The organism is Neobacillus sp., from assembly GCF_031988165.1.
Taxonomy (GTDB): domain Bacteria; phylum Bacillota; class Bacilli; order Bacillales; family Cytobacillaceae; genus Neobacillus; species Neobacillus rhizosphaerae.
The window spans coordinates 13,151-38,965 of sequence record NZ_DALZYO010000040.1 but is presented as its reverse complement, the minus strand read 5'-3'; the positions used below and the strand labels follow the sequence as shown (position 1 = coordinate 38,965).

Sequence of the window (25,815 nt, the reverse complement as noted above, 5' to 3'; positions counted from 1 at the left end):
GACTAGTGGTTATTGAACTTCACTAAACAGGCGTTTCTGTTTCTATTTAGCTTACCACTAACGATAATTAACTATCAAAACTTAGGCATTACAATCGAATTAGAAATTTTTTCATGTATATTATTATCTCCTTTTATATACGAACTAAGTAATAAATAGTTACACACATTAAAGTAATTTATTAAATGTGTACCAGGCATATAAAATACCAAGAACGACAGCTATCAGTAAAAATTCCTTCCAGCCCCTCTTTTTTCTCTTCTTTCGATAGGTTTGCCTTGTCATTGGCTGACTTGCCTTTGCTTTTTTTACTGAATTTTGACTGGATGCATGACTTGTCGCTTTGGTTGGTGGTAATGGAGGGTCTGAAATCCTTTTATCAACCATTTGATCTAGTAAATCTGCTCTCATTTGCTTTGCATTCGTGTAATGCCCCTGCAACGCTTTTAATATTACTTTTTCAAATCTTAGCAGTTCTGATTTTTGTTGAATCGCTTCTCTAAGCTGTGAGACACCTCCTGTTGTTTTGGTAAATCTTTTTGGATAAGCTGTGCTGATCATAATCATTGCTGCTGCAAATAAATCATAAGACGGCTCCGCTCTCCTGGAACCTAAGCCCCAATAGCCTCGGTCATAAAATTCAGTGAATTCCTTAATAGCCCTGCCTTGAATCGTTGTACCGCCCACATCAATGCATCGTATTTTAGGCGGAGGGCCTGTAACAATTAAGTTCTCCGGTTTTAAATCACCAAATACCCAGCCATTTTCATGGAGTTTATCTAAATCGCTCAGCAACTGTAAAAATAAGACTGTCGTCCATGATCTACCCTTTTTCTGTAAAAAAGACAGGAAATCGGGTCCTTGAATATATTCCATGACATAAAAAGAAATAGTTCCCCGATTACTTTTCCAATCGTCGACATCAAGCAAAGAAGGTCCGAGGGGAGACCCCTGGACCTTTGCAAAGGATTTTAAAACATTTACCTCAGAGGTGATAGACATCCCATTATCACTCATTTTCAAAGCCACTTGAGTATTTTTGTGCTTTGCAAGGTAGACCACCCCGTTTGCTCCAAAACCAAGTTCCTTGATAACCGTATATTTATTTGCATGCCATTTCCCTGAAATGATTGTCCCGGGACCTACTTTACATTGACTCTTCAAAGTATGATTCATCATCACGTGAAAGCAGGCTCCTTAATGATTGTTTTTGATTGAAGGAAGATAAGGCTGTCCGTAATGCCGGACCGGTCGGTGTAATCCCTCCGATAGACAGCTGGGAAAAGACATTTGTCAAAGATTGTAGCTTTGGTGTCCAATCCAGCAATTTTTCGACATCATTCTTTTTCCCGGGAAATACATAAACAGAAAATTGATTTTCACCGGTTCGGGCATTTAGGCTAAGCGATAGGTCAAGAAGGGCTTCCTTTACTGTCGGAAGCTTATGTTTCATACTTGCGCTTGTATCGACAAGAATCAACACTTCTAATTCGACAGTTTCTCCTAATTCATCAACGACCTCCATGACCTCACCCCGTTTTTCAGGCGGCAGGTCCTCCATCGTTTGCGAACGTCCCAGTATTTGCTGCAATTGACTATTCACGACACCTTGAATCGTTTGATTCATCGCTTTACGGGTTACCATTTGCACAGTATGTGAAAGCTGCTGGGCATAGACTATCTGACTGACACCTCCACCTGATAAGGCAATTCCTTCAATTTCAGTCATTCCCTTTTCATCAATCACATCCTGTTCCATGACGCCAATGACATTGACCGTAATTCCCTGCTCCTTCGCAAGGGCAGCCATGGCAATTGGATCGTCTCCTTGATTTGAACAACCATCTGTTATTAATAAGATTTGGCGAATCTTCCCTGTATACATAATCTTCCCCTCCACTTAGCGTATTGATACCATTTTCGACGGGATAAAGGTGATTTATACATATTTATCGAGAAGTCTGCCTAAAATAAGTGGTTAAGCCTGTCGTTTTAATTTGCTGACAGGAATGCTGGCCCATTTCGGTGTATTATGCTTTATTTTGGCCACCGTAACGGTCATATCATCATCAATAATATCCGCCTTAGAACGAATAACCTCCTCTAAAATTAAATCGGCTATCGCCTGTGGATCGTCTGTTTCTAATTCCAGCAGTTTTCGTTTCATCCATAAATCGGAATTTTCCACATGCTTTGGCCCCTCAAACACACCATCGCTCATCATGACTAACAAATCACCAGCTTTTAATTGCTCACTGACGACATCGACTTCCAACTCTTGGAGAATGCCCATCGGCAGATTACTAGCCTGGATTTTAATAATTTTTTTGCCTCTTTTAATAAAACTTGGTGTCGAACCAATTTTCAAAAATTTTGCTGAGGCATTTTTCAAGTCAATCATCGCTAAATCCAGGGTAGAAAAAATTTCATCTGTTGTCCGTAATGAAAGGATGGAATTAATTGATTTTATCGCCACCTTCTCTTCAATTCCTGATTGTAATATTTTTTGTAGCAGCTGCAGTGTTTCTTTACTCTCATAATGGGCTCTTTCACCATTTCCCATGCCATCACTAATCGCTATCGCATACTTGCCTAAACCGAGCTCTATGGTTGAAAAGCTGTCACCAGATACTAACCCACCATCCTTGGCAGCATGTGCCACCCCTGTTTCCACAGTAAAGGCCTTTGACGACCTGAATGTCACATGACAAAACCCATTAGGATAGGTAGCACATTCCTCCTTATTAACGACGATTGTTTCTCCCAGTATATCCGAAACACAAGGTGCAATTAATTTCTCACACTCTCCATACCCATTACAAAATGGAATGGACATTTCGATATCCACATTCCCTTGGTCCAAACTATAAATTTCTACCTGTTCAATATGAATCCCAAAGCCCTGAAGCGCTTCCATAATTTGTTCTTCCTGCTTGTGATGATTTTCCCTTTCGCGCTGAATCTCCTTTGCGAAATTTTCCATAACTTCAGAAACACCTAATAATTGTTCAGCAACCAGCCTGCGGCTCTCCTGAACCTGTTTCTTTAATTTTTGATTGGCTTGAAAAAAGGTTAATTCCTGGCCAATCGTCTTATATACTTTTTTAGAACGGGTACAGAGCTTATCCCATTCTCTTGCAAGCTTTGGAGAAACATTCCCATCATTTTGATCCATTTCATGAATAATTTCTTCCATATAGGCATAGGTTGTATTAAAATTCTTTGCCCAACATTGTTCATTTTTGAAGCATGTTTGACATGTCTTTTCCGTTACATTGCTCATAAAGAGATCCATTTCCCGATGGTCTTTCTCTTCGTCCGGAAGTACTTCCATTTGGGTAAAACTTTTTGAAAGGGCATGGAACACATTTGAAAATTGTGACACCCGTTGTGCTGTTACATCACGCATTTTCCTCATATATTTTTGCTGCTCGGCCGTGTATTCCGGTGTACCTGGAATATATTTTGCTAATCTGGAAGTAAACGTTTGTGGTGTAAGCAGAAATAAAAATACTGCAGCCGTTGTTTCTAACACCGTCAGTAATAAGGAGCCGCCGCCTTCGCCATACATGCCGATGAGAAGGGTGGCAATGAATAGTCCAATCGAAACGCCGATTTTTTTCCCTTCCTTTAGTAAACCGCCGAGAACACCCGAAAAAGCTAATAAGCTCATGTGAGAAAAGCTCGAAACACTGGCCAAACTAAATATTAGCCCGGTCACTACACCTACTGTTGAACCAACCGTTGCACCGGCAATAAATGAAAATACCAATACTAGATAGCGGGACATGATATGTTCAAGCGACAAATCATAAATCTTCCAGCCAATCGTTCCTGTCATAATCGAGGCAAGCATGATAATTAAGCAGACGATTTCTTCTGTTTTTAACAACTGCCTCCTTTTATTCAAGGTTAATAATGGAATGCTTTGCAAAAAAATGAGTGTCAATATAAAAGCCAGACTTGCTTGTACACCGATCATCATTAAATCATACATCGTCAATTGCTGTGATAGGATGAATGATTCGCCCAATTTTCCAATTCCCAAAATAATGCCGACATAAAAAGGCAAGGCTCTCAATTCATTTGTCAGCCACTTTTGACTGATTCGAAAAATAACTAAGAAGAAGATAGTGACTATGAAAGTAAAAGTTGCATTTGCGATTGACAAGGTTGCAGCACCGACAATGAGTCCGATTAGAGCAAGCGGTGCCCGGTCACGTTTTATAATATAAACGGAGGCGAAAAACGGGAGACAAAACGGGGTAAGCTTCGCTAAAATTAAGGCTCGCCCAAGCAAAAAGCCCACCAATAATAAGAGGTAACCCTTTTTTATAAAAAAGGATTCGAGCATTTGGTAAAACTTCCTCAGCCCACTCTCCAAATTCCATTTTGATGAACGAAGGCTGACTTCTCCGACCGGTTCTATGAAACTTGCGTTTACCTTTTCCATAAATCACACTCCCTATTCTTTCATCGTTGCCCACTATTATAGAATTAATAGAATTAAAAGTTTGTCAAATCAGTGAACAAGATAAATAAATCGTTCGACGGTTTTCACTATAATCATTCAAATAACATTACCTATCTTGACTCCTGTCGTAATAGGGTGATTCATTTTTACGGCGCTCCGCCCCTTTTTCCATATAAAACAAAAAAGGCAGGTCATATAGACCTGCCTTTGTTTATAAGATATTAAGTGAAACCTGCCTTATCCGATTAAAAGCGAGCAGCAAGTTAACCCCGTCTAGCTCCTCTTCCTCCGCGCTTGGACTCCGTATGACGCTTTAAGGAAGATAAACGATCCTCACTATCTTTTAGGAATTTTGCCATTTTTGTTTCAAAATTTTCTGGTCTTGCATTATTACGATCGTTTGCTCTGCCTTGACGAGGTCGTTGCGAGTGTGAGTGCGAATGTTGTTTTCTTTCTGGCTCTGGTCGATCCTTTGCCTTTTTAATCGATAGGCCTATTTTCCCATCTTTCTCAACATTGATGACTTTTACCTCAACTTGATCGCCAACTTTAAGATGGTCGTTGATATCTTTTACATAGTTATCAGCAACCTCACTGATGTGTACGAGTCCTGTTGAGCCATCAGGCAACTCCACAAACGCTCCGAAATTTGTAATCCCTGTTACCTTTCCTTGTAACTTGCTGCCTACTTCAATTGACATAAAAAGAATGTTCCTCCTTAAAATGATAAAAAATCAATCTTACTATATATTATACAGAAAGTAAAAATTCAGTGTCAATAAGACGCCTCATTGGTTCATTTTTCCTTCTTTTCTTTAGGGATATTAAAGATAATTTCATTTTTTTCTGAGAAAAAGTACTCTTTTCTGGCCAATTTGGCAATGTAATCATCATCATTTAACTTTATTATATCCTCTTTCAGAATATCCTGCTGCTTTTTTAGTTCCGTCAGTTCTCCAGCAAGCTGCTTCTTTTGCGCAATTTTTGCATCAAGTTTGGTGGTTTGGGAAAGATAACTGGAAATCATCAGATACGATAGTAAGCTCGCAAATACCAAAAATAGCGAGAGCCGCCTTATTAATAATTTCCTTTTTCTAGCTGATGCTATTTCCGCATATTCCTGCTGCTCGACATAACTTGTCTGGATTTTTGACACATTTTTTTTTCGTTCCGCTCCCAATTCCCGTTAACCTCCTCACTCTTTTCTCTTTTTCCATCTATCAATTAACTTACTAATATAATTCCTGATTTTCTTAAAATTTCCTGCTGCTCTATTATATAACTTCTCGACGGTTTTTTTAAGACCTTTCGGCAAAAGTTTCCATAAAATTAATAATATTTTTTGCAATGGTATTAAAAATACTTTTAGTATAAAGAATAAAACCTTTAAAGCAAAGTTGACAAGGGTCTTAAGTCCCCTGCCAAGTACAAGAATGATGGCTATCACTAGATGAATAAGACCACGTACGGGTTTATAAACCAGGAGATGAAAGGTTTTCTTCATAAATCTCGAAATGGAAATTATCGTATTAATTACCATATCAAGCAAACTCTGATAGATCCCTTTTAACAAGCTCTGATAGGCTGCAAACCCGCAAATAAGCGCGATAAAGATATAAAATCTCAATTCCCCATTATTAACCGTATATAAGGTGTAAAAAATTAGCAAAGCTTGGATGATCCAAAATAACAAATCATTTAGGAAGACAATCCACATTTTTCGTTTCGGCCGATTTAAAAAACGTTGATACGTATCAAACATGACGCCAAACAATGACCCCATTCCTATCATAGAAAGCATGGTAAGAAATTGCGTCGATAGGGTCATCGGAATAACTTGCTAAAGAAGCCTTTAGCTTTCTCCCCATGCTGCTCATCTAAGTAGACTAAATCGAAAATCTTACCCTTGATGGAAACGATGCCTTTTTCAACATCTAGATTCTTCATTTGCAGATTTTGTCCTTTGATTGCCAAAAATCCCATCGAAGTTTCCAATAAGAATTCCTCATTATCAAAGCTTTCTACTTGCTTCACCCCGGTAATATCAAGTAGCTTTCTTCCTCTCATGATGACATCATGATCTGGAACACTGCTTTTCGGTGGATTGTTCTCATAGTAGTGGCTCATCCTTCATCCCTCACAATCATTTGTACAACCTTTTTGTAAAATGTATGTGAAAGACGTCTGAAATAGAACAAAAAGCGAAAAGCGCAAGCGCCTTCGGAACAAGCACAGCTTGTTCCTGCAAGGATTAATCTATGGAGCTTTCCTTAGTGCTCAGGCGCTGAAGCTAGACACAGACTCCGTTTAGTCTGTTGGGTTTTCCACTGAACCAAGTCTCTCTTCCTTCAAAATGGTATACATCTCTGCCGCTTCCTCTTTACGAGACATTTCTTGAATCCGGTCAATTCTTGCGGTCACCTTTCTTTGCCCGAGTCGAATTGTTAATTCATCGCCCACTTTTACAGTCGAACTGGCCTTTGCCTCTTTTCCATTAATTTCAATCCTGCCCTGATCTGATACTTCTTTGGCTAGTGTTCTCCGCTTAATTAATCTTGAAACCTTTAGAAATTTATCTAAACGCATAAGAAATTCCCCTCTTTTCTATAGTCCTGTTAATTTTGCCTCGTCCCAGTACTTATCGAGTTCTTCCAGCGTATAGTCTTCAAACTGCCTGCCGCTTGCCTTCACCTTATCCTCGATATATTGAAACCGCCGTGTGAATTTTTCATTTGTTTCATAGAGCGCTTCTTCCGGATGAATCTTCAAGAATCTCGCCACATTGACAAAGGCAAATAATAAATCACCAAATTCTTTTTTAGCACGCATGAAGCCCTCTGTAGTTCCATCCAATTCATCGACAAATTCATCTAGCTCTTCCTTCACTTTCGTCAATGCAGGGGTAATCTCCTGCCAGTCAAAGCCAACCTTTGCCGCTTTCTTTTGTAATTCATAGGCCCTTAACAAATTCGGTAACGATTTTGACACTCCCTCAAGTAAAGAGGACGATGCTTCAGCAGCCTTTTCCTGTTTCTTAATTTCCTGCCAGTTTATCAAGACTTCTTCGCTATTGGCCGCATGAGCATTTCCAAATACATGCGGATGCCTGCGAATCATTTTGGCTGACAATCCTTCGATGACATCATCAATGGAAAAATACCCTTCATCCTCGCCAATTTGCGCATGAAGTATGACCTGGAGCAAGACATCTCCAAGCTCTTCGATTAAGTGATCAATATCTTCATTATCAATCGCGTCAATGACTTCATAGGTTTCTTCAATTAAGTACCTTTTTAACGACTCGTGGGTTTGCTCCTTATCCCACGGGCAGCCGTTTGGACCTCTTAATTCGGCAATAATCGTGCGTAGCTTAGAGAAATTTTTCAATAAAATTTGTTCTTCTGTCACTGGCGGGACATAAACCGATGTGAGGTTATTGATTGAAACATTGCGGTCCAGCTCAAACAAAGGCAATTTTTCGATGTGCTCTTGTTTACTTCCCGCAGCCGTGACGATATACACCTGATAATCATCTGGCAGTTTTTCCATTAAGGTTAGCTTTACATTCGAGGCTACGAATTGGTCGTATACCTGGCTAATAATTATATGCTGGTCTACTTGCAGCTTGGAGGCTGATAGTGCTGTGCCATCGAGCAGTTGAAACCCTTCCACAGGATCGATTTTTAATGAAGCAAAAAGAGGATCCAGGAAGCTCTGACCGCCGCCAATGATGATTTCAATTTCTTCCTTCGGACCATATTCCAAAAGAAGCTGTACGGTCCGCTCGGCAACGAGCGGATGTCCCGGAACAGCATAAATAACAGGTTCAGTTTGTGCCCTTGTCAATAACGTCCTAGCGATTTCCTCATATACTTGCTCAAACTGATCGTATTTTTCATAGATACTGTCAAAGGAGATATAGTTCAATCCTTCTTTTTCCAGTTCAGGAATGACTGGATGTTCTTTTGTCCTTAAAAAAAGCAGACGTGCTTGAAGTAATTTCTTATAAACTCCAACCGGCAGTTGCTCAAGGTCGCCTGCTCCTAACCCAACAATTTCAATTTTTTTGACCATTGGTTAATTCCTGTCCTTTCGCGGTAGTAAATGTATTAGTTTGCTTCCAAATGGGAATAAACTTAGTTCTTCCTCTAGAAACACGTTTCCTCTAATGATGATGACTAAAAATAGCACACCTCCGAGTGAAGCAGCACTTAAGGATTGCAAGGCAGCCCCTAACCGCTCTGACCCAAGCATGTCAATAAAATAATTAGTCAATAATAGATAGCCTTTTAAAAATAGAACCATCGTTATTGCCGCCGTTAATAATATCCATAAAAAACGAATCTTTAACAGCCGAACTGGCATCATCTTTTTAAATTTAATACATAGGAGGATTGTTACCAGCCCCAATGCCAGCAGGGTAGAAACAGCGGCCCCCATTGTTCCTAATAATGGGATGAACACAATATTTAACAAATATTTAATCGGGAATGACACCACCACTGCTAATGCAGGAAAAAACAGACTACCAAGTCCCTGCATTATGGCGATGATGGTTGAAATTATCGAAGTAAATAGAATAACAAAACTAAGAACTCCTAATACCGATGAGCCATTTGCATTCTCAAACAGCATGGTATTGGTAGGCCCGATAATAGCCCACAAGCCTGCAGACGCACCCAGTCCAATGACCACGCTTACCTTAACGGCCACTTGAACTTTGTGATTTAAGAATTCTGGTGTTGCCGCTAATCGAGCGCGGCTAATGAGCGGGACAAGTGTTAACGACATGGAGGTAGCAGCGACTGTCCCCAATTGAATTAGGGGCTGACCGCGGTCAAAGACTCCCTTTAAGCTTTTGGCAATATCTTGTTCCATACCGCTTGATACCAATAAGGCATATAAATTTAGAGAATCCGCTAATTGCATAAATATAATCAGCATTCCGCTTAGACAAATCATCAGCCCTTGAAAAGAGAGTAGCTTAACAATCCGAATGGCTTCCAAAGAGTAATTTTGAAACATTCCCCGCCTTGGGGCGATTACTTTCCATTCTTTACGTATCCATAAAAACATAAACAAAATAAGGCCGGAGATTATACTTCCTGTAATAGAGCCAAACATTGCCCCGCCGCCGACCAGATAGAGGGAATACCCTTTTTGCATGAACAAATAAGATAAAAAGATAATCGTCAAGACACGGATCGTTTGTTCTCCAACTTGTGATAAAGCAGTTGGGACCATGTCGCCAATACCTTGATAATATCCTCTTAAGAGCGAAACAATCGGAAAAGTCAAAAACACAATCGAGACAACTCTTAATAATATCGATAGATGCGGGTCGTTCATCCAACGTGCAATTTGATCGGACCCGGTATAAAGAATAAGAAAACAAAGGAAGCCAACTATCTGTAAATAAACAAAGGATACGAGGAGAAGCAGACGGGGTTTTCCATCGTCCCCTTTTTCCCTTTGCTCCGCATATAGCTTCGAAATCACAACCGGGAAGCCTGTCGTCGACAGGATCATCGCCATCCCATAAAACGGGTATACTTGTTGATAGATATAAAAACCAATATCCCCGACGATGTTTTGAAAAGGGATCCGGTAAAAGGAACTTAATATTTTTGTAATTATCGCCGCAATGGTTAGGATAGCAGCTCCTCTAAACAGTGCCTTCGATTGATTCACGGAATTCATTGAATTCATTACTTCACCCACTAAAATATAAACTCGACAGTTATTATAGCACATAGAAAAGCGGAACCGACGAAGCAAGACAGTTATTAATGTATAAAAAAGTAAAAAAGACAGCATACGCTGCCTTTTTTCGATAGATAAGTTCGATGTACTAGGACTCCATCTGTCTCGCTAAGAACCCTGCAGCTGTTTCCACAGCTTTTTGTTCTACTTCGCCTAATGTTCCTTCTTTAGAGAAAATAATAACTGCACCAATTGGGTCCCCATTTGCAATAATTGGCCCAATGGTATAGGAAGATATCGCTTCCTCGTTTCCATCAACTAAAGCTATATCTCCTTGCTGGGTATGAAGAACCGAGTTACGTTCCTCCATTGACTTTTCAACTAAATCACTGATATTTTTATTTAAATAATCTTTTTTAGAACTGCCGGCAAGGGCAATATACGTATCTCGATCACAGATTAAAACAGGATTACCGAGGCTGTCAAATAGGGCTTCTGCATATTCTTTGGCAAAATCACCTAATTCGCTGATTGGTGAATACTTCTTTAAAATGACTTCCCCGTCACGATCGACAAAAATCTCTAACGGGTCCCCTTCGCGAATACGCAGTGTTCTGCGTATTTCTTTGGGAATGACAACACGACCCAAATCATCAATTCGACGAACTATTCCAGTTGCTTTCATCCAATGTTGCCTCACTTTCATCTGATGATTTTTCAACTTGGTAATGATAATCCTTCCTTTTATTGAATTCATCACCAACTTTGAACTTAGTATCTTTCATCTGGAAAGTTCTATACACAATCGGAATATTTTTTCACAAATATTGAGAAAAAGAAAGGCGGACGCTCACAGCGGAAGCGGCATTATTGTAGAAAAATAACATCTTATTTTCGCTTTTATGTTTCTAATTCACAGGATTTTCCTGCCCTCTCTTAGCTAAAGGGATTCCTTTAATCATTTCAAGGGCCACATGGAGCCATTGTGTAGTCCTATACTCCTTAATACCAATGACTATTTTTAGCCTAGAGCCTTCCATTCCAGGGTTAACATTTCTCCCAAATTGACCGCCAATATGGAAGATTTTACTTCCGTCTATCGTTTTTGTAACCTCGTCACCAACTAAAATGGTTACCTCCTGCTTGACTTGTTTAATCTGATCAACACCATTTTTTAAGGCATAAACCTTCATTTCAGCAATTTGGAATAAGTAAGAAACCTCATCCGGATATTCACCAAAACGTTCAAGCATTTCCGTTTGCAGCTCTTCAATATCCTCCAATGACAATAAACCCCTGAACCGTTTATACATCTCAATCTTCTGATGCCCATCCTTTATGTATGTATCCGGAATATAAGCATCAATCTCAAGATCAATTTCAACTGATTTTTTTATTTCAGTTTCAGCTCCCAGCTTTCCTTTGCGTTCTTCAATCGCTTCCTTCAGCATTTGTGAATAAAGGTCAAAGCCGACGGAATCAATAAACCCGTGCTGCTGGGCTCCTAATAAGTTACCTGCACCCCTTATCGATAAATCACGCATTGCAATCTTAAAGCCCGATCCTAATTCCGTGAACTCTTTAATGGCCTGGAGGCGTTTTTCAGCGACTTCGGTTAACACTTTATCCTTGCGGTACGTGAAATAGGCGTAGGCTACACGATTGGACCTACCAACGCGCCCGCGGAGCTGATAAAGCTGAGAAAGTCCCATTCGGTCCGCATCAAACACAATCAAGGTATTGACATTCGGAATATCAACCCCTGTTTCAATAATGGTCGTACTCACGAGGACATCAAATTCGCCAGCCAAGAAACTTATCATGACCGATTCTAATTCATTTTCCGACATCTGCCCGTGGGCGCACGTCACACGGGCGTCAGGGACAAGCATGGAAATTTCCTCTGCCTTCCGTTCAATATCTTCTACCCTGTTATATAAAAAGTAGACTTGTCCGTCACGGGCAAGTTCCCGTTCGATTGCCTCCCGCACCAGTGATCCATTGTACTCCATTACATAGGTCTGTACAGGAAAGCGATTTTCCGGTGGCGTTTCAATGACCGATAAATCTCTAACACCGAGCATCGACATATGAAGTGTTCTTGGAATCGGTGTTGCCGTCAATGTTAACACATCGACATTGGTTTTTAACTTCTTTATTTTCTCCTTGTGAGTAACACCAAATCTTTGCTCTTCGTCAATAATTAACAGCCCTAAATCACGGTAAACAATATCCTTTGAAAGCAGGCGATGGGTGCCGACCACAATATCGACTGACCCTGCCTTTAAGCCCTTCATTGTTTCTGTCTGTTGCTTTTTGGAACGGAAGCGGCTTAATAGGCCAATATTAATTGGATAATCCTGGAATCGTTCCCTTAATGTTTCGAAATGCTGCTGTGCCAAAATCGTGGTCGGCACAAGGAATGCTACCTGCTTTCCGTCAGCAATCGCTTTGAAGGCAGCCCTAATTGCTACCTCTGTTTTTCCGTAACCAACATCCCCGCACAATAGGCGGTCCATCGGACGTGGTCTTTCCATATCCTTTTTAATTTCATGAATCGAACGAAGCTGATCCACTGTCTCTTGGTAGGCGAACGAGGTTTCAAACTCCCTTTGCATATCCCCGTCTGGCGAATAAGGGTAGCCTACAGCTGCTTCTCGTTCTGCATATAACTTAATTAAATCGTCAGCAATATCTTGAACCGAGGATTCAACCTTCTTCTTTACCTTTTTCCAATCGGTGCCTCCGAGCTTATACACCTTTGGCTCTTTTCCTTCCGAACCAACATATTTCTGAACAAGGTCAATTTGTTCAACAGGCACATACAGTTTATCTGTCCCCTGATAACGGATATGAAGATAATCTTTATGAATTCGATTAATAACAAGCGTTTCGATTCCTAAATACTTACCAATCCCATGATTGACATGAACCACATAATCGCCAATTTTAAGCTCAGAATAACTCTTTATTCGTTCCGCATTGGAAAGCTTTTGCCGGTTAGCAGACTTTTTCACACGTTTATTAAATAATTCTTCCTCGGTGATAACCGCTATTTTCTGGATGGAAAGTTCAAAGCCCGAATGCAGACTGCCCTTCATAATTTGTACTTTACCTGGTAAAAGCTGCTGATTTTCCTTAATAATACTGCCATCAATCTCATAATCCTCGAGGACGCGCTCGAGCTTTTTAACCCGCTCTCCATCTGCTCCTAAAAATAAAATAGAATAATTACCTTTTTTCCACCTGTCGATTTCCGCTTTTAATACATGCATTTGTCCATGGAAGTTTTGCATTTGTTTACAGGAAATATTGATAATATTTTGCGGACTTGTATTGGCGACATGCCGTAAAAACAAGGACATATAAAGGGTCGGGAATTCCTTTTTTTGCAAAAGCGCAGGCAAGTCATGAGAAATGTGTAAATCATGGATGATCTTACCTTCTGCAAGTAAACCGGTATACCATTCTGCCTCCTCTTTAATGAGGGAATCATTCATCTCTTGTACCCTGCTAATTTCATCAATAAACACGAGTCCATTCTTAGGAAGGTAGTCTAGCAAACTAGTAGGCCGGTCGTAGGCTAGTGATAAGTATTTATATACTTGATCAGGCTTTTGACCGTTTTTTAACTGTTCAAGTTCTTGAGCGATATTTTGCGTCAGCAGCATTTTATCTTTATCGTTTTTAAGTTTGCTAAGACTATAAGCTAAGCCGTCTTCAATCTTGCCAATAATCTGGCTATAATCCTCCTCTTCTAGCAGGATTTCTGTTGCTGGTCCAATCAAAATCTCGTTAACCTTTTCTTTGGATCTCTGGTCTTCAAGAGAGAAATAACGGATGGATTCAACTTCCGTGTCAAACAATTCAATTCTCAGCGGGTTTGCTTCCGTAAGAGGGTAAATGTCGATAATTCCGCCCCTGACGCTGAATTCCCCTGGAGTTGAAACCATTTCTGCCCGTACATATCCCATTTTGACAAACGTAGGTAATAGCTTATCACTATCTATTTCTTCCCTTAATTTTATTGACAGCTGATATTGTTTCCATAATGCCTTGGGAGGAATGATTTTCTTTAACCCTGCAATCGGAACAATTAAAACACCAAGGGTTTGCTTACTCCAGTGGTTTAATGCTTCTATTCTTTGAGCCTTTAGTTCAGGACTGGCAATACTTAGCTCAGCAGCAATTAATTCATTTGCCGGGAAAAGAAAAACTTCTTTCTCACTTAATAGATTAACAATATCATCATAAAGTTTTTGTGCTTGTAATAGATTATGGGTTACCAGTATGATGGGCCGTTGTATCTGTTCGTAAATGGAAGCGGTTAGCACCGTTCTAGACGAGCCAGATAAGCCTGCAATCAACTGTTCCTTCAACCCTTCCTCCACTCCTGAAATAACAGAGTGGACATCTTCCTGCTGAAGGAATAAGGACTTTAATCCGTCCAAGAGTTTCTCCTCCTTTCTCAAATTTCATAATAATAGCATTGTTATTGTAGAAAATAATAAATAGAAAAACGCTTTGGAGTTTAATCCAAAACGTAAATGGCGTACACGTCACCATCTATTATGGAAATTCAACTTATTGAAAGAACGAACCTAACATATTAAAGGCGGTGTGAGCAGAGCTGAACTTTACTTATTCTAAGTAAAAATGTTAATTTTTCGCTCAGATTAAATAAAATGATTCGTTATTGCGGCGCTCCGCCCTTTTCCATATAGCTTGTTAATGAATAATGAAATCATATTGATGGTAATCAGGACTCCGTTCTAAAGCCTCCTGACAGTCTTCACAAATGGCCGTGATGTGAATATCTCCGGTTGAGTCATACACAACCATTTCCTGTCTTTCTTGTTCCGTTAGTTTATGAAGACCAAGGGTTTCTGAGTGTATCGAGGCTTTATCAATGGAACCTAGTTTTATACCACAATGGTGACAATGATAATGGATAGCCATGCAATCCCTCCCTAATCTAAGATTCCTTATTAGTATGAACCTTACCGGAGGAACTTATTCAACTAGGTTAACCACTTATCTATAAGCTTGAATCTTACTATTTTCAGTTTTGCTTTATTGTATGAAAGAAATGCTAGTATCATGAACAATTACTGATTGTATTCATTCATTACTTGTAGGAATGGCTTTTCCAACCAGGCTGTGCATGCCTCAGCGCTCTTTCTTACAGCCTCCAGAGTGAAATCCATCTCATCCTTACGAAAACGTCCGAGAACATAATCAGGTACGCTTATGGTCCCTGCTACGGGGCGGTCAATGCCTATCCTAATTCGGTTAAATTGCTGGGTGCCCAGATGAGCCACTGTCGACTTAATCCCGTTATGTCCGCCTGGACTTCCTTTTTGACGAAGCCGGATCTTCCCGACAGGTAGATCAAGGTCATCATAAATAACGAGTAAGTCTTCAAGATCTATTTGATAATAATCCATGACTGCTCTAATCGATTCCCCAGATAAATTCATGTAAGTAAGTGGCTTCAACAACAAAACCTTTTCCCCTTTAAAAAAACCAACCCCATAAAGTCCTTTAAATTTGGACTGGGTGAGCGGTATCGCCAATTGGCTTGATAAGGCATCAATGACTTCAAAGCCAATATTGTGTCTTGTTTGTTCATACTGCTTTCCAGGGTTACCTAAACCAACGATTAATTTCATATTCCCCACCTCTTTCGGTTCAGCCAACCTCTTAAAGATTTTTCTAAACATGGTATGTCTCCCATAGTATAAATTAATTCATCTTGTAATGCGACAAAAGACGTAACCTTAGATAGGTTACGTCCGCTTTTCTATTCTCCAATCGGAGTTGTTTCTCTTCCCTCTTCATTATCAGGATGGCCTTCTTCTTGCTGCTCACCAGCGTTAATCTCCACTTCCTGCCTTGGAGGAAGAATCGAAGCAATAACTTCCCCTTCTTCATGATTAATGGTAAAAGAGCCTTGATAAAGAATATCAGCAATCGATAAGGTTTCCCCCACCAGTAGATTGGTTATATCCACTTCAATTTGCTGCGGAATATTATCTGGGGTAGAAGTAATCGATAGCTGGTGAACTGGCTGCTGCAGAACCCCGCCATCTTTTACTCCAGCAGCGTCGCCAACAAGGACAAGTCTAACATCAACATTGATTTTCGAGGATTTATCTACGGCTAGAAAATCAACATGAAGGATTCCCTTTTTAAAACAATCCTCTTGAAAATCAGTTAGCACTACATCCTGCTTGCTGCCATCAACATCTAGGGAGATGACTCCATTTCTGCCTACAGCCCTTAACGTTTTTGTTAAATCGGCTGAACTAACAAACACAGGTTTACTATTAACTTTTGCACCATAAATAACGGCAGGGATGTTGCCACCATCTCTAATTTTCTTTAACGCGGAATGACGGAATTCCTTCCGCTCCTTTGCTTGTAAAACAGTACTCATATGTTTAGTCACCTTCCTATTTTATTGTCTATATAAAAATGCCCTAAAATAGAAAGGTCTAATCATTTTTTATGATAAGAAAGTAATTTTGACTTTGATCATTGTCCAGCTCTAGCGTCCAGTGGCTAGTGTCCTTCTTAAAATGGACGCTTCCGCTTTTCTATTAATCAAACAAAGTGCTTACAGATTGTTCTTCGTGGACACGAATAATGGCTTCACCGATTAACGGTGCAACCGATAGGTGAATAATTTTATCAGCCTTTTTCTCTTCTGGAAGAGGAATAGAATTGGTAACGACTAATTCTTTTATTTTTGAGTTTTGTATTCTTTCAATTGCCGGTCCGCTTAAGACAGGGTGTGTACAGCATGCATACACTTCACTAGCCCCATTTTCAACCAAAGCGTTGGCTGCAAGAGTAATTGTTCCTGCTGTATCAATGATATCATCGATCAAAATGGCTACTTTTCCTTCAATGTTACCGACGATATTCATGACTTCCGCCACATTCGGTCTTGGACGGCGTTTATCGATAATCGCAATCGGTGCTTTTAAGCGCTCTGCCATTTTCCTCGCTCTTGTTACCCCACCATGATCTGGAGAAACAATCACAATGTCACCATTTAATTCCTTGTTTTTAAAGTACTCTGATAAAATCGGCACGCCCATCAAGTGGTCAATAGGAATATCAAAGAATCCTTGAATTTGTGGTGCATGCAAATCAAGACAAATCACCCTGGTTGCCCCAGCAGTCTCGAGCAGGTTTGCTACTAATTTAGCGGTAATTGGTTCACGGGCACGTGCTTTCCGATCCTGACGCGCATAGCCATAGTAAGGCATAACAATATTAATGGTTTTCGCAGATGCCCTTTTTAAGGCATCAATCATGATTAACAATTCCATAATATTGTCATTTACAGGTAAACTGGTCGATTGAATGACATAGACATCACAGCCACGGATACTTTCTTCAATATTAATTTGGATTTCTCCATCACTAAACTTTGAGACTGAGCATTTTCCGAGTTCCACTCCAATAACCTTTGCAATTTCTTGAGCAAGAGGAATATTTGAGTTTAAACTGAATACCTTTAAGTTCGGATCTAAATATTGATTTGACATGATGGCCCTCCAATTATTTTTGCTTATTTCTTTAAATTAAGCTTCTGTACGTAATTTTCCTTATTGACTTGCTGTGCACGGGCAATGGATAAAGCTTCACTTGGTACATTTTTAGTTATCGTGGAACCGGCAGCCACGTATGCGCCCTTACCAATTGTGACAGGGGCAACTAAATTTGAGTTACAGCCGATAAAGACACCATCTTCAATTTTCGTTAAGTATTTATTTTTGCCGTCGTAATTCACTGTAATTGAACCGCAGCCAATGTTTACATCACTGCCAACCTCAGCATCGCCAATATAGCTTAAATGGGATGCCTTGCTTCCTTTTCCGAAAACAGCTTTCTTGATTTCGACGAAGTTGCCAATTTTCACTTCATCATCAATCGTTGAGTCCGGTCTGATATGGGCAAATGGTCCAATATTGACATGAGCACCAATCGAGCTATTATGGGCCACCGATTGACGAACAACGGTGTCATCGCCAATTTTACATGAATCAATTTCTGTGTTTGGACCAATTTGACAGTCAGAACCGATAATCGTTTTACCTTTTATCATCGTTCCTGGATAGATAACAGTATCCTGTCCAATTTCGACATCCGTTTCAATGTATGTGTTCAGAGGATCAATAATGGTTACCCCATTACGCATATGGGCCTCATTCGTCCGGTTCCGCATGATGCGCTCTGCTTCTGCCAAGGCAACCCGGTCATTTACACCTAGAGTTTCTGCAAAATCAGTGGTTTGGAAAGCTGTGACAACTTCACCCTGTTTTTTAAGGATTTCAATAACATCCGGTAGATAGTATTCGCCCTGAACATTGTCATTCGAAACATTCCTTAAGGCATGAAATAAAGCCTGATTGTCAAAGCAATAAGTACCTGTATTAATTTCATTTATATTCCGTTCACCATCTGTTGCATCCTTATGCTCAACAATTTTCTCTACGAGACCGTTTTCATTGCGAATAATCCGGCCGTACCCTGTTGGGTCATCTATTTTTGCTGTGAGGATTGTTGCTTTTGCCTTTAATTCTTCATGATGTTTAAAAAGGGACTCCATCGTTTCCGCCTTTATTAAAGGGGTATCACCGCAGACAACAATGGTTACGCCCTCTTTGCCATCAAGAATGCTCCCTGCTTGCATGACAGCATGGGCCGTACCCAATTGCTTATCCTGCAAAGCATAAAGACTGCTGTCACCTAATTGGGCTTGCACCTTTTCAGCCCCATGGCCAATAATGGTAACCATTTCCTGAATATGAAGCGATGTTATTTGATCAACAACATGCTGAACCATTGGTTTGCCGCAAACTGAGTGTAATACTTTATACAGCTTAGATTTCATCCGCGTCCCTTGCCCTGCGGCCAAAATCACAGCATAACGATTATGCATGTTCAGTCCTCCAATTTAACCTTTTTATCCATTAAAAATATTAACGTAAATGGGCTCTCTTTTCAAGGAATGAAACATAAGTGTTTTATTTTGTAATATTGAATTTTTTTGAGGAGAACAGCGAAAGGGGGGGTATAGGAGCAGTGACTAGGTCGACACTGTTAATTGTAAACAATAAAAAGAGCCTTACTGGAGAAGAAAGGCCCTAGTTGTTAAAATCCTTAGGAAGCTCCGGCTTCTTCAAATTCTACTTCCAATTCACCTAAGCGGTGGTACTCAGCCAAAACAGCTTCTTGGATTTTACCGCGTGTTCCTGAATTGATTGGATGCGCAATGTCACGAAATTCTCCATCTGGAGTCCGTTTACTTGGCATAGCTACAAATAAACCGTTGTTTCCGTCGATAACACGAATGTCATGAACGACAAATTCATTATCCAATGTGATCGATGCAATCGCTCTCATGCGTCCATCCGTGTTAACCCGGCGTAATCTTACGTCAGTTACTTCCATGTGCTCACACCCTTTTTGTTAGATAAAATGCTAAATAAATAAATTCAACATTTTATTCAGGAATCCTTCTTTATATTCAAAATATTTTAGAAAAATTAGGGCGAAATAGTGAACTTTTGTAAAAAATGGACATTCACTGACAATACAGGAGTTTTGAGCACATATATTGAGATAAAAATCGTCCGTTTACTTCACAAGTGCGACAACTTCAATTTCAACCAAAGCATCTTTCGGCAAACGGGCAACCTCTACACAAGAGCGGGCTGGTTTATGTACATTGAAATATTCACCATACACTTCATTTACCGCAGCAAAATCATTCATGTCTTTAATAAACACAGTTGCCTTTATGACTGTTTCAAAGGCAGCACCCGCTTCACTAAGCACAGCTTGCAAATTTTGAAACACCTGTTGGGTCTGGACTTTAATATCTCCTGTAACCATGGTTCCTTCAGCTGTTAACGGAATTTGTCCAGAACTATAAAATAGGTTATTAACTACAATTCCTTGCGAATAAGGCCCAATAGCAGCCGGTGCTTGATTCGTTTGAATGGCTTTCATGTTACCCCCTCCATTTGTTGAGATAATTTCCCGATTCCACCTTAATCTTCTTCTCTTTCACGTCCACGTCTGACAATTGAACGAGAGATAAATATTCATCCACTAATCGTTCTTGGATTTTTTCAGCCTCTACTAAAACGGCAATCCCCGCGAGATGTGAATTAAATTCCTCCAGCATACTGATCATTCCCATTACCGTTCCGCCAGCCTTCATAAAATCATCAACAATCAAAACGCGAGAATTCTGTTTCATACTCTTTTTCGAAAGAACCATTGTTTGAATTCTTTTTGTTGAACCGGAAACATAATTGATACTTACTGTCGGCCCCTCCGTGACTTTATTATCCCTTCGGACAATTACAACAGGGACATTCAGCTGACTCGCGACCGCATAGGCAAGGGGTATCCCTTTAGTAGCAACGGTCATCACCACATCAATTTTAGCGTCGGCATAGGCGGAAGCAATGATGCGCCCGGCCTTTTGCACAACTTGTGGGTCGCCCAAAATATCAGTTAAATATAAATAGCCTCCAGGTAACAGCCTATCCGCATTGGCAATTAATTCACACAATTCATCGACAAAAGGTTTTGCCTCTTCTTGACTCACCTTAACAAAAAATTTAACACCGCCGGCAGCCCCTGGTACTGTTTGCAATGTGCCTATTCCTCTTTGTTCAAAGGTTTCCTTTACAATAGCTAAGTCTTCACTGATAGAAGACTTGGCAGACGAATAACGCTCAGCAAAAAACGTAAGTGGTACTAACTGGCGAGGATGGTCCAATAAATAATTAGTCATATCAATCAAACGTTCACTGCGGCGAAACTTCATAACCAGCCTCCAAAAAACCGAATATTCTTATTTAATAATAGCATTATTGTTCGTTTTCAATCAAGTGTATGTCGTTCTCCGAGCATCCGGACAGCAAATACCTGATCACAGAATCCTCTTAGTCCATTATAGATGCGGTGCATTCTGGAATCATGCTGAACGATCCCAAAAACAGTTGGGCCGCTGCCGCTCATTAAAACTGCATCTGCTCCAAAACGCTTCATTTGCTCCTTTATTTGCGCCACTTCAGGATGAAGGCTTAAGGTAACATCCTCTAAGACGTTCCCGACCTTCCCGCATACCTTTTGATAGTCGTGATTGTTAATAGCCCCAATCATTCCATTAATGTCAGGATGGTTCATTCCCTTTATATCAAGTCGACGATAAACCTCTGCTGTTGATACTCCGATGAATGGTTTTGCAAGGATAACCCAGCATGTTGGCGGTGCAGGAAGTTCAGTGATGATTTCTCCTCTTCCCTTCGCCAATGCAGTGCCTCCATAAACGCAAAAAGAAACATCCGATCCGATTTCCGAGCCAAGCTCTGCTAATTCATCTAAAGTTAAACCAAGGTCCCAGAGTTTATTTAGCCCTCTTAAGGTGGCGGCAGCATCACTGCTCCCTCCAGCAAGCCCCGCGGCAACGGGAATCGTTTTTTCAATGGCAATCATTACGCCTTTTTTAACTTGAAACCGATCTTTTAAAAGCTGTGCCGCTTGATAGGCTAAGTTTCGCTGATCATCCGGTACGTAGCGATTATGGGAGAGAATATGTATTTTATCGTGATTTAATAAGGTTAGTTCCACCCGGTCTGCCAAATCAATCGTGGTCATAATCATTTCCACCTCATGGAAGCCATCGGAACGTTTATGTAAAACATCTAATGCTAAATTTATCTTGGCCGGTGCCTTGACTAAAAGCTTCACTACGTCCACCTACTTTAGTTAATTCCAAATTCCACATTTTGTCCTATTTTACCACAAAACGATTAATGTAAGACGTGAGATATTATATATCCTAACAAATTTAATATTTTATCATTAGTTTTGTTTAGAAAAAAGCAAAATTTTGGAGATGGAGTTAAATAAAAAGGCCAGCAGGGATAGGAATCCCCAAGCTGGCCTGACTGTGGTAAAGATTTGTTTAAATTTAAATTGGTAGTGCCCTTCTTTAGGACTTAAGACTTCGGCTTCTGATTGACCAGTTGCTCTTCCGCAAGTTCAATAGCACGCTTCACCATATTCCCTGCATCCCTTGCCTTGATGCCGCCCCATCCCTCTTTTTGAACCACATCGTAAAAGCCAAGTTCTTTTGCAAGCTCCTCTTTAAACCTTTCAGACATGATTCCTCTTCTTCTACCCATCTAAACAGCCCCTTTCTTACCACAGTATTCTTAGTATGAGGTAAAAACGGATTTTCATAATAGAGAAATAATCCTTTTAAGATAGCAAAAAGCAGTAAACGTTATGTTTACTGCCTGTCATTGCTTATATACTAGCTTAAAGCCACATGTCCTGCTGCATCATCATAGAATGTAATTTGAACTGTTTCTGTTAATACATCTGCGTAGCTGTAAGAAACACGTTCGAATGAATTTTCATCTTGATCTAACTCAATAACAAAAACAGATGGGTAAGTTTCCGCTAAAACACCGGAACGTTCGATTGTTTTCCTACGTCCTCCGTTTGCTTTCAGCAACAACCTTTTCCCTAAATTTGTGTCGAGAGCCTTTTTAATATCGGCTAAGGTTTTTGGCATTCGGTCCACCTCACTATGTAAAGTATAACACGCTGACATAGTTTTGTCAAACAAAAACATAAATTATATCAGTCCGACAAAAAGATTGTCAATATTTTTTATTCTACTTTTTCATCCAAATTTCAACATTTCTATCGTTACCATATTGGAAGGGGAATATGTATCCCACCAAAAAATAAAAAATAAGCCCTTTTTTACTAAAGGCTTATTCTTCATGTTCCTGGATTGGCCGATAAGGCATGCCAGTTCGTAACACGCCTTTTGTTTCAATCCCCCCTAGCCCTTTATCTCCTGTTAGGGTATTCCGTAACACATCCCAAACGTTAATTCTCTCCATAAACGGGGTAAAGCTGATTTTTGCCACAATATAGACTGGGTCGAGGGCATGAATATTAATCCGTGATGGGGAACTGGCAAAGTTTGCTCCTGCATGAATGAGGGATTCAAAGTGCGATTGGCAGGCTCCTGCAAAGATAACCAGTTGATCTAAATGAGGAATTTTTCTCCTTGCCTCCCTGACGGTTTGAACGAAATGTTTCGAATGGCGATAGGCGTTTATATCTGTCATCTTCCCTTTCGCCTTTGAATAGGCATCATGTCCGGTGATAACAAGAATATCCGGCCGATAGTGATCAATCATTTCTCCTATCTTATTAGGCATTTCCTTTTCATTACAGTGGATGCCCAAAACGGGGATGCCAATTTTTTCATATAGCGTCATACATTTTTTCAAATAAGCTGGATCCCCATCTAAATGAAGGACCTTCCCTGGTATTTGGAAATAATTACTTGGTTTTACATATCCTCCAGTGGCTTCATACTCCTGCCTGGATTTTAATAAATCAACATCCTGTGTAAAAAGTCTTAATGACTGTTCTTCAAGTGTTCTGTATTCTTGCCTCAGCTTTACTCGTTCATTTTGGGTGATCACAACCAAATCAGAATAAGGTGCATCCGCGACAAGGCGGAAATCCTCTCCATATAGAATTGCAAATTTCTGGTCGTTTATTATTCGAATATCGATGACGCGAAATAGAATATCACAGTTATATGATGTTCTTCCGACAATATCGTTTACTTTTATATCCACTGCCGTCACTCCAGTAAGACCAGCATAAAGGCCTTTCAGTTAAAGGTTCTCTCATAGGCTATGCGAGAGGCTTTGTCTGTGTGTGAAAAGAAGGTAAGAAAAAAAGACCTTTACAAAAAGGCCTTAATGGAAGTGGGGATATAATTCATCAGCTAACCGGCCAAATTCTTCTAAGGACAGCGTTTCTCCTCTTCTTGAAGGGTCAATCCCGCTTTGGCTTAAGGCCGTGAGAATTTCTTCCTTCTTCTGTTTCCCGTCAGGAAGTTGGCTAGTTAAATTATTTAGCAGTGTTTTTCTTCTTTGCGCAAAACTTGCTTTAGTGACTTGAAAGAAGAATCCCTCATCCTTTACAGTTACAGCTGGATACTCGCGTTTTGTCAATCTAATAACAGCAGAATCGACATTTGGCTGCGGGACAAACACCGTTTTCGGGACAATCATGACCGTCTCCGCTTCTGTGTAATATTGAATAGCAATCGAAAGAGAGCCATAGTCCTTCGTACCAGGCTTAGCAGAAATGCGATCTGCCACCTCTTTTTGAAGCATACAAACGATACCGCGAATGGGCAGCTTATCCTCCAACAGTTTCATAATGATAGGGGTTGTCACGTAATAGGGTAAATTCGCTACTACCATGACATCCTCGATCCCTTTAAGTTCCTCATCCATCACTTCTTGGACGTTCGCCTCTAACACGTCTTTATGAATAATAGTTACGTTTGAATACGGTGAAAGCGTATCATTCAAAATTGGCAATAATCTCTGATCAATCTCAAAGGCAACTACCTTTTTACTCGTACGGGCAAGCTGTTCAGTGAGGGCACCAATCCCAGGCCCAATTTCAATGGCACCGGAATTCTCATTCAAATTAGCAAAGCTGACAATTTTTTTTAAAATATTGGTATCAATTAAAAAATTTTGACCAAGGCTTTTCTTAAAAGAAAAACCGTATTTCTCTAAAATAGCCCTTGTTCTCACAGGGGTTGCGATATCTTTATTCATTTAGTTCCTCCCGAATGACAACAGAAAGTGCCTCTGCAAATTCTTGTTTACTTATTTGAAACATCATTAGCCGCTTATGCAGTTGTTTACCATTTGTATAGCCAATTTTCAACAGATTGCCAAGCATGATTCTTCGCTCTTTCGCACCCTCGCCACCGATCAGGCCAGCTGTAATTAAATCTTCCTGAGTGATTTCTTCTATTATTGACTCATGCATCAGCTGAGCATCCTTTAGGGCGGCTCGAATCGCTTCAGGGCTGGCGTGTTCAACACCCAGACCTCTGCCGCCTTTAGCAATGGCTTCTTCTTTTGGTATAAAGGCATGCTTACACCCAGGAACACGATTAGCAATCGTCTTTCTGATTTTTTCACCAGGAAAATCAGGGTCTGTAAAAATGATCACACCACGTATTTCCTGAGCCTTTCTTACTTTCTCAATGGTTGCATCATTCACAGCAGACCCGTTTGTTTCAATGGTATCAGCATCAACAGACCTTTTTATCGCTGTTGTATCATCTTTACCCTCAACGACAATTATTTCCTTGATCTTCATATGAAGTGAAATCCTCCGTAATAAAAATAATAAATAATGAAAAATATTTGAAAAATATTTGAAACATTTTTGTAATGTCCATCGTCTATATTATCGTAAGCATTCATACAATTAAGTAAAAATAAATTAAGCAAAATTGAAGTATGTACCCGTTGTTAGTATATAGAAATCTACGGAAAAAGCAAAATGCAGAGGATAATCCTCTGCATTAAGAAAAGCGCAAGCGCCCTGGTCAGCGACGTAAGGGCTGGACTGAACCGACTGAGATAAAGGAAACACGGTGAGCGTTAGCGAACCGATGTTGACTTATCGTAGGGAGGTGAGGGAAGCACTCTAGTCGCTAGGGCGCTGGAGCTGGACAATTCTCAAAGTCGAAA

The 25,815-nt window shown here is 40.1% G+C and carries 26 protein-coding genes; all 26 read right to left on the bottom strand.

What is annotated here, in order from left to right; genetic code table 11:
* Positions 1-168: 168 nt before the first annotated feature.
* On the bottom strand, positions 169-1,179 hold the full coding sequence (locus RTR43_RS20655; RefSeq protein ID WP_312474660.1) for a serine/threonine protein kinase: 1,011 nt from the start codon (positions 1,177-1,179) through the stop codon (positions 169-171).
* Entirely contained in the window at positions 1,148-1,885 is a 738-nt protein-coding gene (locus tag RTR43_RS20650) for a vWA domain-containing protein (protein WP_312474612.1), read from the bottom strand. Before RTR43_RS20650 ends, RTR43_RS20655 begins: the two co-directional genes overlap by 32 nt.
* 93 nt (positions 1,886-1,978) lie before the next feature.
* Positions 1,979-4,453, bottom strand: a complete 2,475-nt coding sequence (gene spoIIE / locus RTR43_RS20645; protein ID WP_312474609.1) for a stage II sporulation protein E — start codon at positions 4,451-4,453, stop codon at positions 1,979-1,981.
* Positions 4,454-4,737: 284 nt separating this feature from the next.
* On the bottom strand, positions 4,738-5,175 hold the full coding sequence (locus RTR43_RS20640; protein WP_248737373.1) for a S1 domain-containing RNA-binding protein: 438 nt from the start codon (positions 5,173-5,175) through the stop codon (positions 4,738-4,740).
* A gap of 95 nt (positions 5,176-5,270) precedes the next feature.
* Entirely contained in the window at positions 5,271-5,654 is a 384-nt protein-coding gene (locus RTR43_RS20635; protein ID WP_312474606.1) for an FtsB family cell division protein, read from the bottom strand.
* Positions 5,655-5,669: 15 nt separating this feature from the next.
* Entirely contained in the window at positions 5,670-6,302 is a 633-nt protein-coding gene (gene yabQ / locus RTR43_RS20630) for a spore cortex biosynthesis protein YabQ (RefSeq protein WP_312474603.1), read from the bottom strand.
* Positions 6,299-6,601 carry a sporulation protein YabP gene (gene yabP, locus RTR43_RS20625; RefSeq protein ID WP_248737370.1) on the bottom strand — a complete coding sequence of 101 codons (303 nt, stop codon included), beginning with the start codon at positions 6,599-6,601 and terminating at the stop codon, positions 6,299-6,301. The genes yabQ and yabP overlap by 4 nt, the downstream gene beginning before the upstream one ends.
* 180 nt (positions 6,602-6,781) lie before the next feature.
* Positions 6,782-7,060: an RNA-binding S4 domain-containing protein gene (locus tag RTR43_RS20620; RefSeq protein WP_248737369.1), complete on the bottom strand. Its 279-nt coding sequence runs from the start codon at positions 7,058-7,060 to the stop codon at positions 6,782-6,784.
* Positions 7,061-7,078: 18 nt separating this feature from the next.
* Positions 7,079-8,548: a bifunctional methyltransferase/pyrophosphohydrolase YabN gene (gene yabN / locus RTR43_RS20615; RefSeq protein ID WP_312474597.1), complete on the bottom strand. Its 1,470-nt coding sequence runs from the start codon at positions 8,546-8,548 to the stop codon at positions 7,079-7,081.
* A 3-nt stretch (positions 8,549-8,551) separates the two neighbouring features.
* Positions 8,552-10,183, bottom strand: coding sequence for a putative polysaccharide biosynthesis protein (locus tag RTR43_RS20610; protein ID WP_312474595.1), 1,632 nt, complete (start codon positions 10,181-10,183; stop codon positions 8,552-8,554).
* 142 nt (positions 10,184-10,325) lie between these two features.
* Entirely contained in the window at positions 10,326-10,862 is a 537-nt protein-coding gene (gene spoVT, locus RTR43_RS20605) for a stage V sporulation protein T (protein WP_312474592.1), read from the bottom strand.
* 223 nt (positions 10,863-11,085) lie between these two features.
* Positions 11,086-14,628: a transcription-repair coupling factor gene (gene mfd / locus RTR43_RS20600; protein ID WP_312474590.1), complete on the bottom strand. Its 3,543-nt coding sequence runs from the start codon at positions 14,626-14,628 to the stop codon at positions 11,086-11,088.
* Positions 14,629-14,905: 277 nt separating this feature from the next.
* Complete coding sequence (fin, locus tag RTR43_RS20595) at positions 14,906-15,136, bottom strand: anti-sigma-F factor Fin (RefSeq protein ID WP_248737366.1); 231 nt, start codon at positions 15,134-15,136, stop codon at positions 14,906-14,908.
* 149 nt (positions 15,137-15,285) lie between these two features.
* On the bottom strand, positions 15,286-15,849 hold the full coding sequence (gene pth / locus RTR43_RS20590) for an aminoacyl-tRNA hydrolase (RefSeq protein ID WP_312474658.1): 564 nt from the start codon (positions 15,847-15,849) through the stop codon (positions 15,286-15,288).
* Positions 15,850-15,980: 131 nt separating this feature from the next.
* Entirely contained in the window at positions 15,981-16,616 is a 636-nt protein-coding gene (locus RTR43_RS20585) for a 50S ribosomal protein L25/general stress protein Ctc (RefSeq protein WP_312474587.1), read from the bottom strand.
* A gap of 163 nt (positions 16,617-16,779) precedes the next feature.
* Entirely contained in the window at positions 16,780-17,736 is a 957-nt protein-coding gene (locus RTR43_RS20580; protein ID WP_248737364.1) for a ribose-phosphate diphosphokinase, read from the bottom strand.
* A gap of 23 nt (positions 17,737-17,759) precedes the next feature.
* Positions 17,760-19,133, bottom strand: coding sequence for a bifunctional UDP-N-acetylglucosamine diphosphorylase/glucosamine-1-phosphate N-acetyltransferase GlmU (gene glmU / locus RTR43_RS20575; RefSeq protein WP_312474582.1), 1,374 nt, complete (start codon positions 19,131-19,133; stop codon positions 17,760-17,762).
* Between the two features lie 221 nt (positions 19,134-19,354).
* Positions 19,355-19,645 (bottom strand): septation regulator SpoVG, encoded by a 291-nt coding sequence (spoVG, locus tag RTR43_RS20570; RefSeq protein WP_003347151.1) that lies wholly within the window; start codon positions 19,643-19,645, stop codon positions 19,355-19,357.
* A gap of 186 nt (positions 19,646-19,831) precedes the next feature.
* Positions 19,832-20,206 carry a RidA family protein gene (locus tag RTR43_RS20565; RefSeq protein WP_312474578.1) on the bottom strand — a complete coding sequence of 125 codons (375 nt, stop codon included), beginning with the start codon at positions 20,204-20,206 and terminating at the stop codon, positions 19,832-19,834.
* Position 20,207: 1 nt separating this feature from the next.
* Positions 20,208-21,035: a pur operon repressor gene (purR, locus tag RTR43_RS20560; RefSeq protein ID WP_312474576.1), complete on the bottom strand. Its 828-nt coding sequence runs from the start codon at positions 21,033-21,035 to the stop codon at positions 20,208-20,210.
* Between the two features lie 56 nt (positions 21,036-21,091).
* Complete coding sequence (gene ispE, locus RTR43_RS20555; RefSeq protein WP_312474573.1) at positions 21,092-21,961, bottom strand: 4-(cytidine 5'-diphospho)-2-C-methyl-D-erythritol kinase; 870 nt, start codon at positions 21,959-21,961, stop codon at positions 21,092-21,094.
* A gap of 251 nt (positions 21,962-22,212) precedes the next feature.
* A complete protein-coding gene (locus RTR43_RS20550; protein WP_312474571.1) occupies positions 22,213-22,398 on the bottom strand; it encodes a small, acid-soluble spore protein, alpha/beta type in 186 nt (61 codons plus the stop codon).
* A 131-nt stretch (positions 22,399-22,529) separates the two neighbouring features.
* Positions 22,530-22,793: a biofilm formation stimulator Veg gene (gene veg / locus RTR43_RS20545; RefSeq protein ID WP_007084178.1), complete on the bottom strand. Its 264-nt coding sequence runs from the start codon at positions 22,791-22,793 to the stop codon at positions 22,530-22,532.
* A 205-nt stretch (positions 22,794-22,998) separates the two neighbouring features.
* Entirely contained in the window at positions 22,999-23,892 is an 894-nt protein-coding gene (yabG, locus tag RTR43_RS20540; protein WP_396954605.1) for a sporulation peptidase YabG, read from the bottom strand.
* A gap of 114 nt (positions 23,893-24,006) precedes the next feature.
* Positions 24,007-24,885: a 16S rRNA (adenine(1518)-N(6)/adenine(1519)-N(6))-dimethyltransferase RsmA gene (gene rsmA, locus RTR43_RS20535; RefSeq protein WP_312474563.1), complete on the bottom strand. Its 879-nt coding sequence runs from the start codon at positions 24,883-24,885 to the stop codon at positions 24,007-24,009.
* Positions 24,878-25,438: a ribonuclease M5 gene (gene rnmV, locus RTR43_RS20530; protein WP_312474561.1), complete on the bottom strand. Its 561-nt coding sequence runs from the start codon at positions 25,436-25,438 to the stop codon at positions 24,878-24,880. Before rnmV ends, rsmA begins: the two co-directional genes overlap by 8 nt.
* Positions 25,439-25,815: the final 377 nt, after the last annotated feature.

What these genes read in the sequence shown, in the direction of transcription:
- yabN (WP_312474597.1), bottom strand. Translation starts at nt 8,548, where the DNA reads ATGGTCAAAAAAATTGAAATTGTTGGGTTAGGAGCAGGCGACCTTGAG.
- RTR43_RS20550 (WP_312474571.1), bottom strand. Translation starts at nt 22,398, where the DNA reads ATGGGTAGAAGAAGAGGAATCATGTCTGAAAGGTTTAAAGAGGAGCTT.
- spoVG (WP_003347151.1), bottom strand. Translation starts at nt 19,645, where the DNA reads ATGGAAGTAACTGACGTAAGATTACGCCGGGTTAACACGGATGGACGC.
- RTR43_RS20610 (WP_312474595.1), bottom strand. Translation starts at nt 10,183, where the DNA reads ATGAATTCAATGAATTCCGTGAATCAATCGAAGGCACTGTTTAGAGGA.
- glmU (WP_312474582.1), bottom strand. Translation starts at nt 19,133, where the DNA reads ATGCATAATCGTTATGCTGTGATTTTGGCCGCAGGGCAAGGGACGCGG.
- veg (WP_007084178.1), bottom strand. Translation starts at nt 22,793, where the DNA reads ATGCCAAAAACCTTAGCCGATATTAAAAAGGCTCTCGACACAAATTTA.
- fin (WP_248737366.1), bottom strand. Translation starts at nt 15,136, where the DNA reads ATGGCTATCCATTATCATTGTCACCATTGTGGTATAAAACTAGGTTCC.
- yabP (WP_248737370.1), bottom strand. Translation starts at nt 6,601, where the DNA reads ATGAGCCACTACTATGAGAACAATCCACCGAAAAGCAGTGTTCCAGAT.
- RTR43_RS20565 (WP_312474578.1), bottom strand. Translation starts at nt 20,206, where the DNA reads ATGAAAGCCATTCAAACGAATCAAGCACCGGCTGCTATTGGGCCTTAT.
- RTR43_RS20650 (WP_312474612.1), bottom strand. Translation starts at nt 1,885, where the DNA reads ATGTATACAGGGAAGATTCGCCAAATCTTATTAATAACAGATGGTTGT.
- rnmV (WP_312474561.1), bottom strand. Translation starts at nt 25,438, where the DNA reads ATGAAGATCAAGGAAATAATTGTCGTTGAGGGTAAAGATGATACAACA.
- RTR43_RS20580 (WP_248737364.1), bottom strand. Translation starts at nt 17,736, where the DNA reads ATGTCAAATCAATATTTAGATCCGAACTTAAAGGTATTCAGTTTAAAC.
- pth (WP_312474658.1), bottom strand. Translation starts at nt 15,849, where the DNA reads ATGAAATTAATCGTTGGTTTAGGTAACCCTGGAAAGCAGTATGAACAA.
- RTR43_RS20640 (WP_248737373.1), bottom strand. Translation starts at nt 5,175, where the DNA reads ATGTCAATTGAAGTAGGCAGCAAGTTACAAGGAAAGGTAACAGGGATT.
- rsmA (WP_312474563.1), bottom strand. Translation starts at nt 24,885, where the DNA reads ATGAATAAAGATATCGCAACCCCTGTGAGAACAAGGGCTATTTTAGAG.
- RTR43_RS20620 (WP_248737369.1), bottom strand. Translation starts at nt 7,060, where the DNA reads ATGCGTTTAGATAAATTTCTAAAGGTTTCAAGATTAATTAAGCGGAGA.
- RTR43_RS20655 (WP_312474660.1), bottom strand. Translation starts at nt 1,179, where the DNA reads ATGATGAATCATACTTTGAAGAGTCAATGTAAAGTAGGTCCCGGGACA.
- spoVT (WP_312474592.1), bottom strand. Translation starts at nt 10,862, where the DNA reads ATGAAAGCAACTGGAATAGTTCGTCGAATTGATGATTTGGGTCGTGTT.
- RTR43_RS20585 (WP_312474587.1), bottom strand. Translation starts at nt 16,616, where the DNA reads ATGAGTACTGTTTTACAAGCAAAGGAGCGGAAGGAATTCCGTCATTCC.
- purR (WP_312474576.1), bottom strand. Translation starts at nt 21,035, where the DNA reads ATGAAGTTTCGCCGCAGTGAACGTTTGATTGATATGACTAATTATTTA.
- yabQ (WP_312474603.1), bottom strand. Translation starts at nt 6,302, where the DNA reads ATGACCCTATCGACGCAATTTCTTACCATGCTTTCTATGATAGGAATG.
- spoIIE (WP_312474609.1), bottom strand. Translation starts at nt 4,453, where the DNA reads ATGGAAAAGGTAAACGCAAGTTTCATAGAACCGGTCGGAGAAGTCAGC.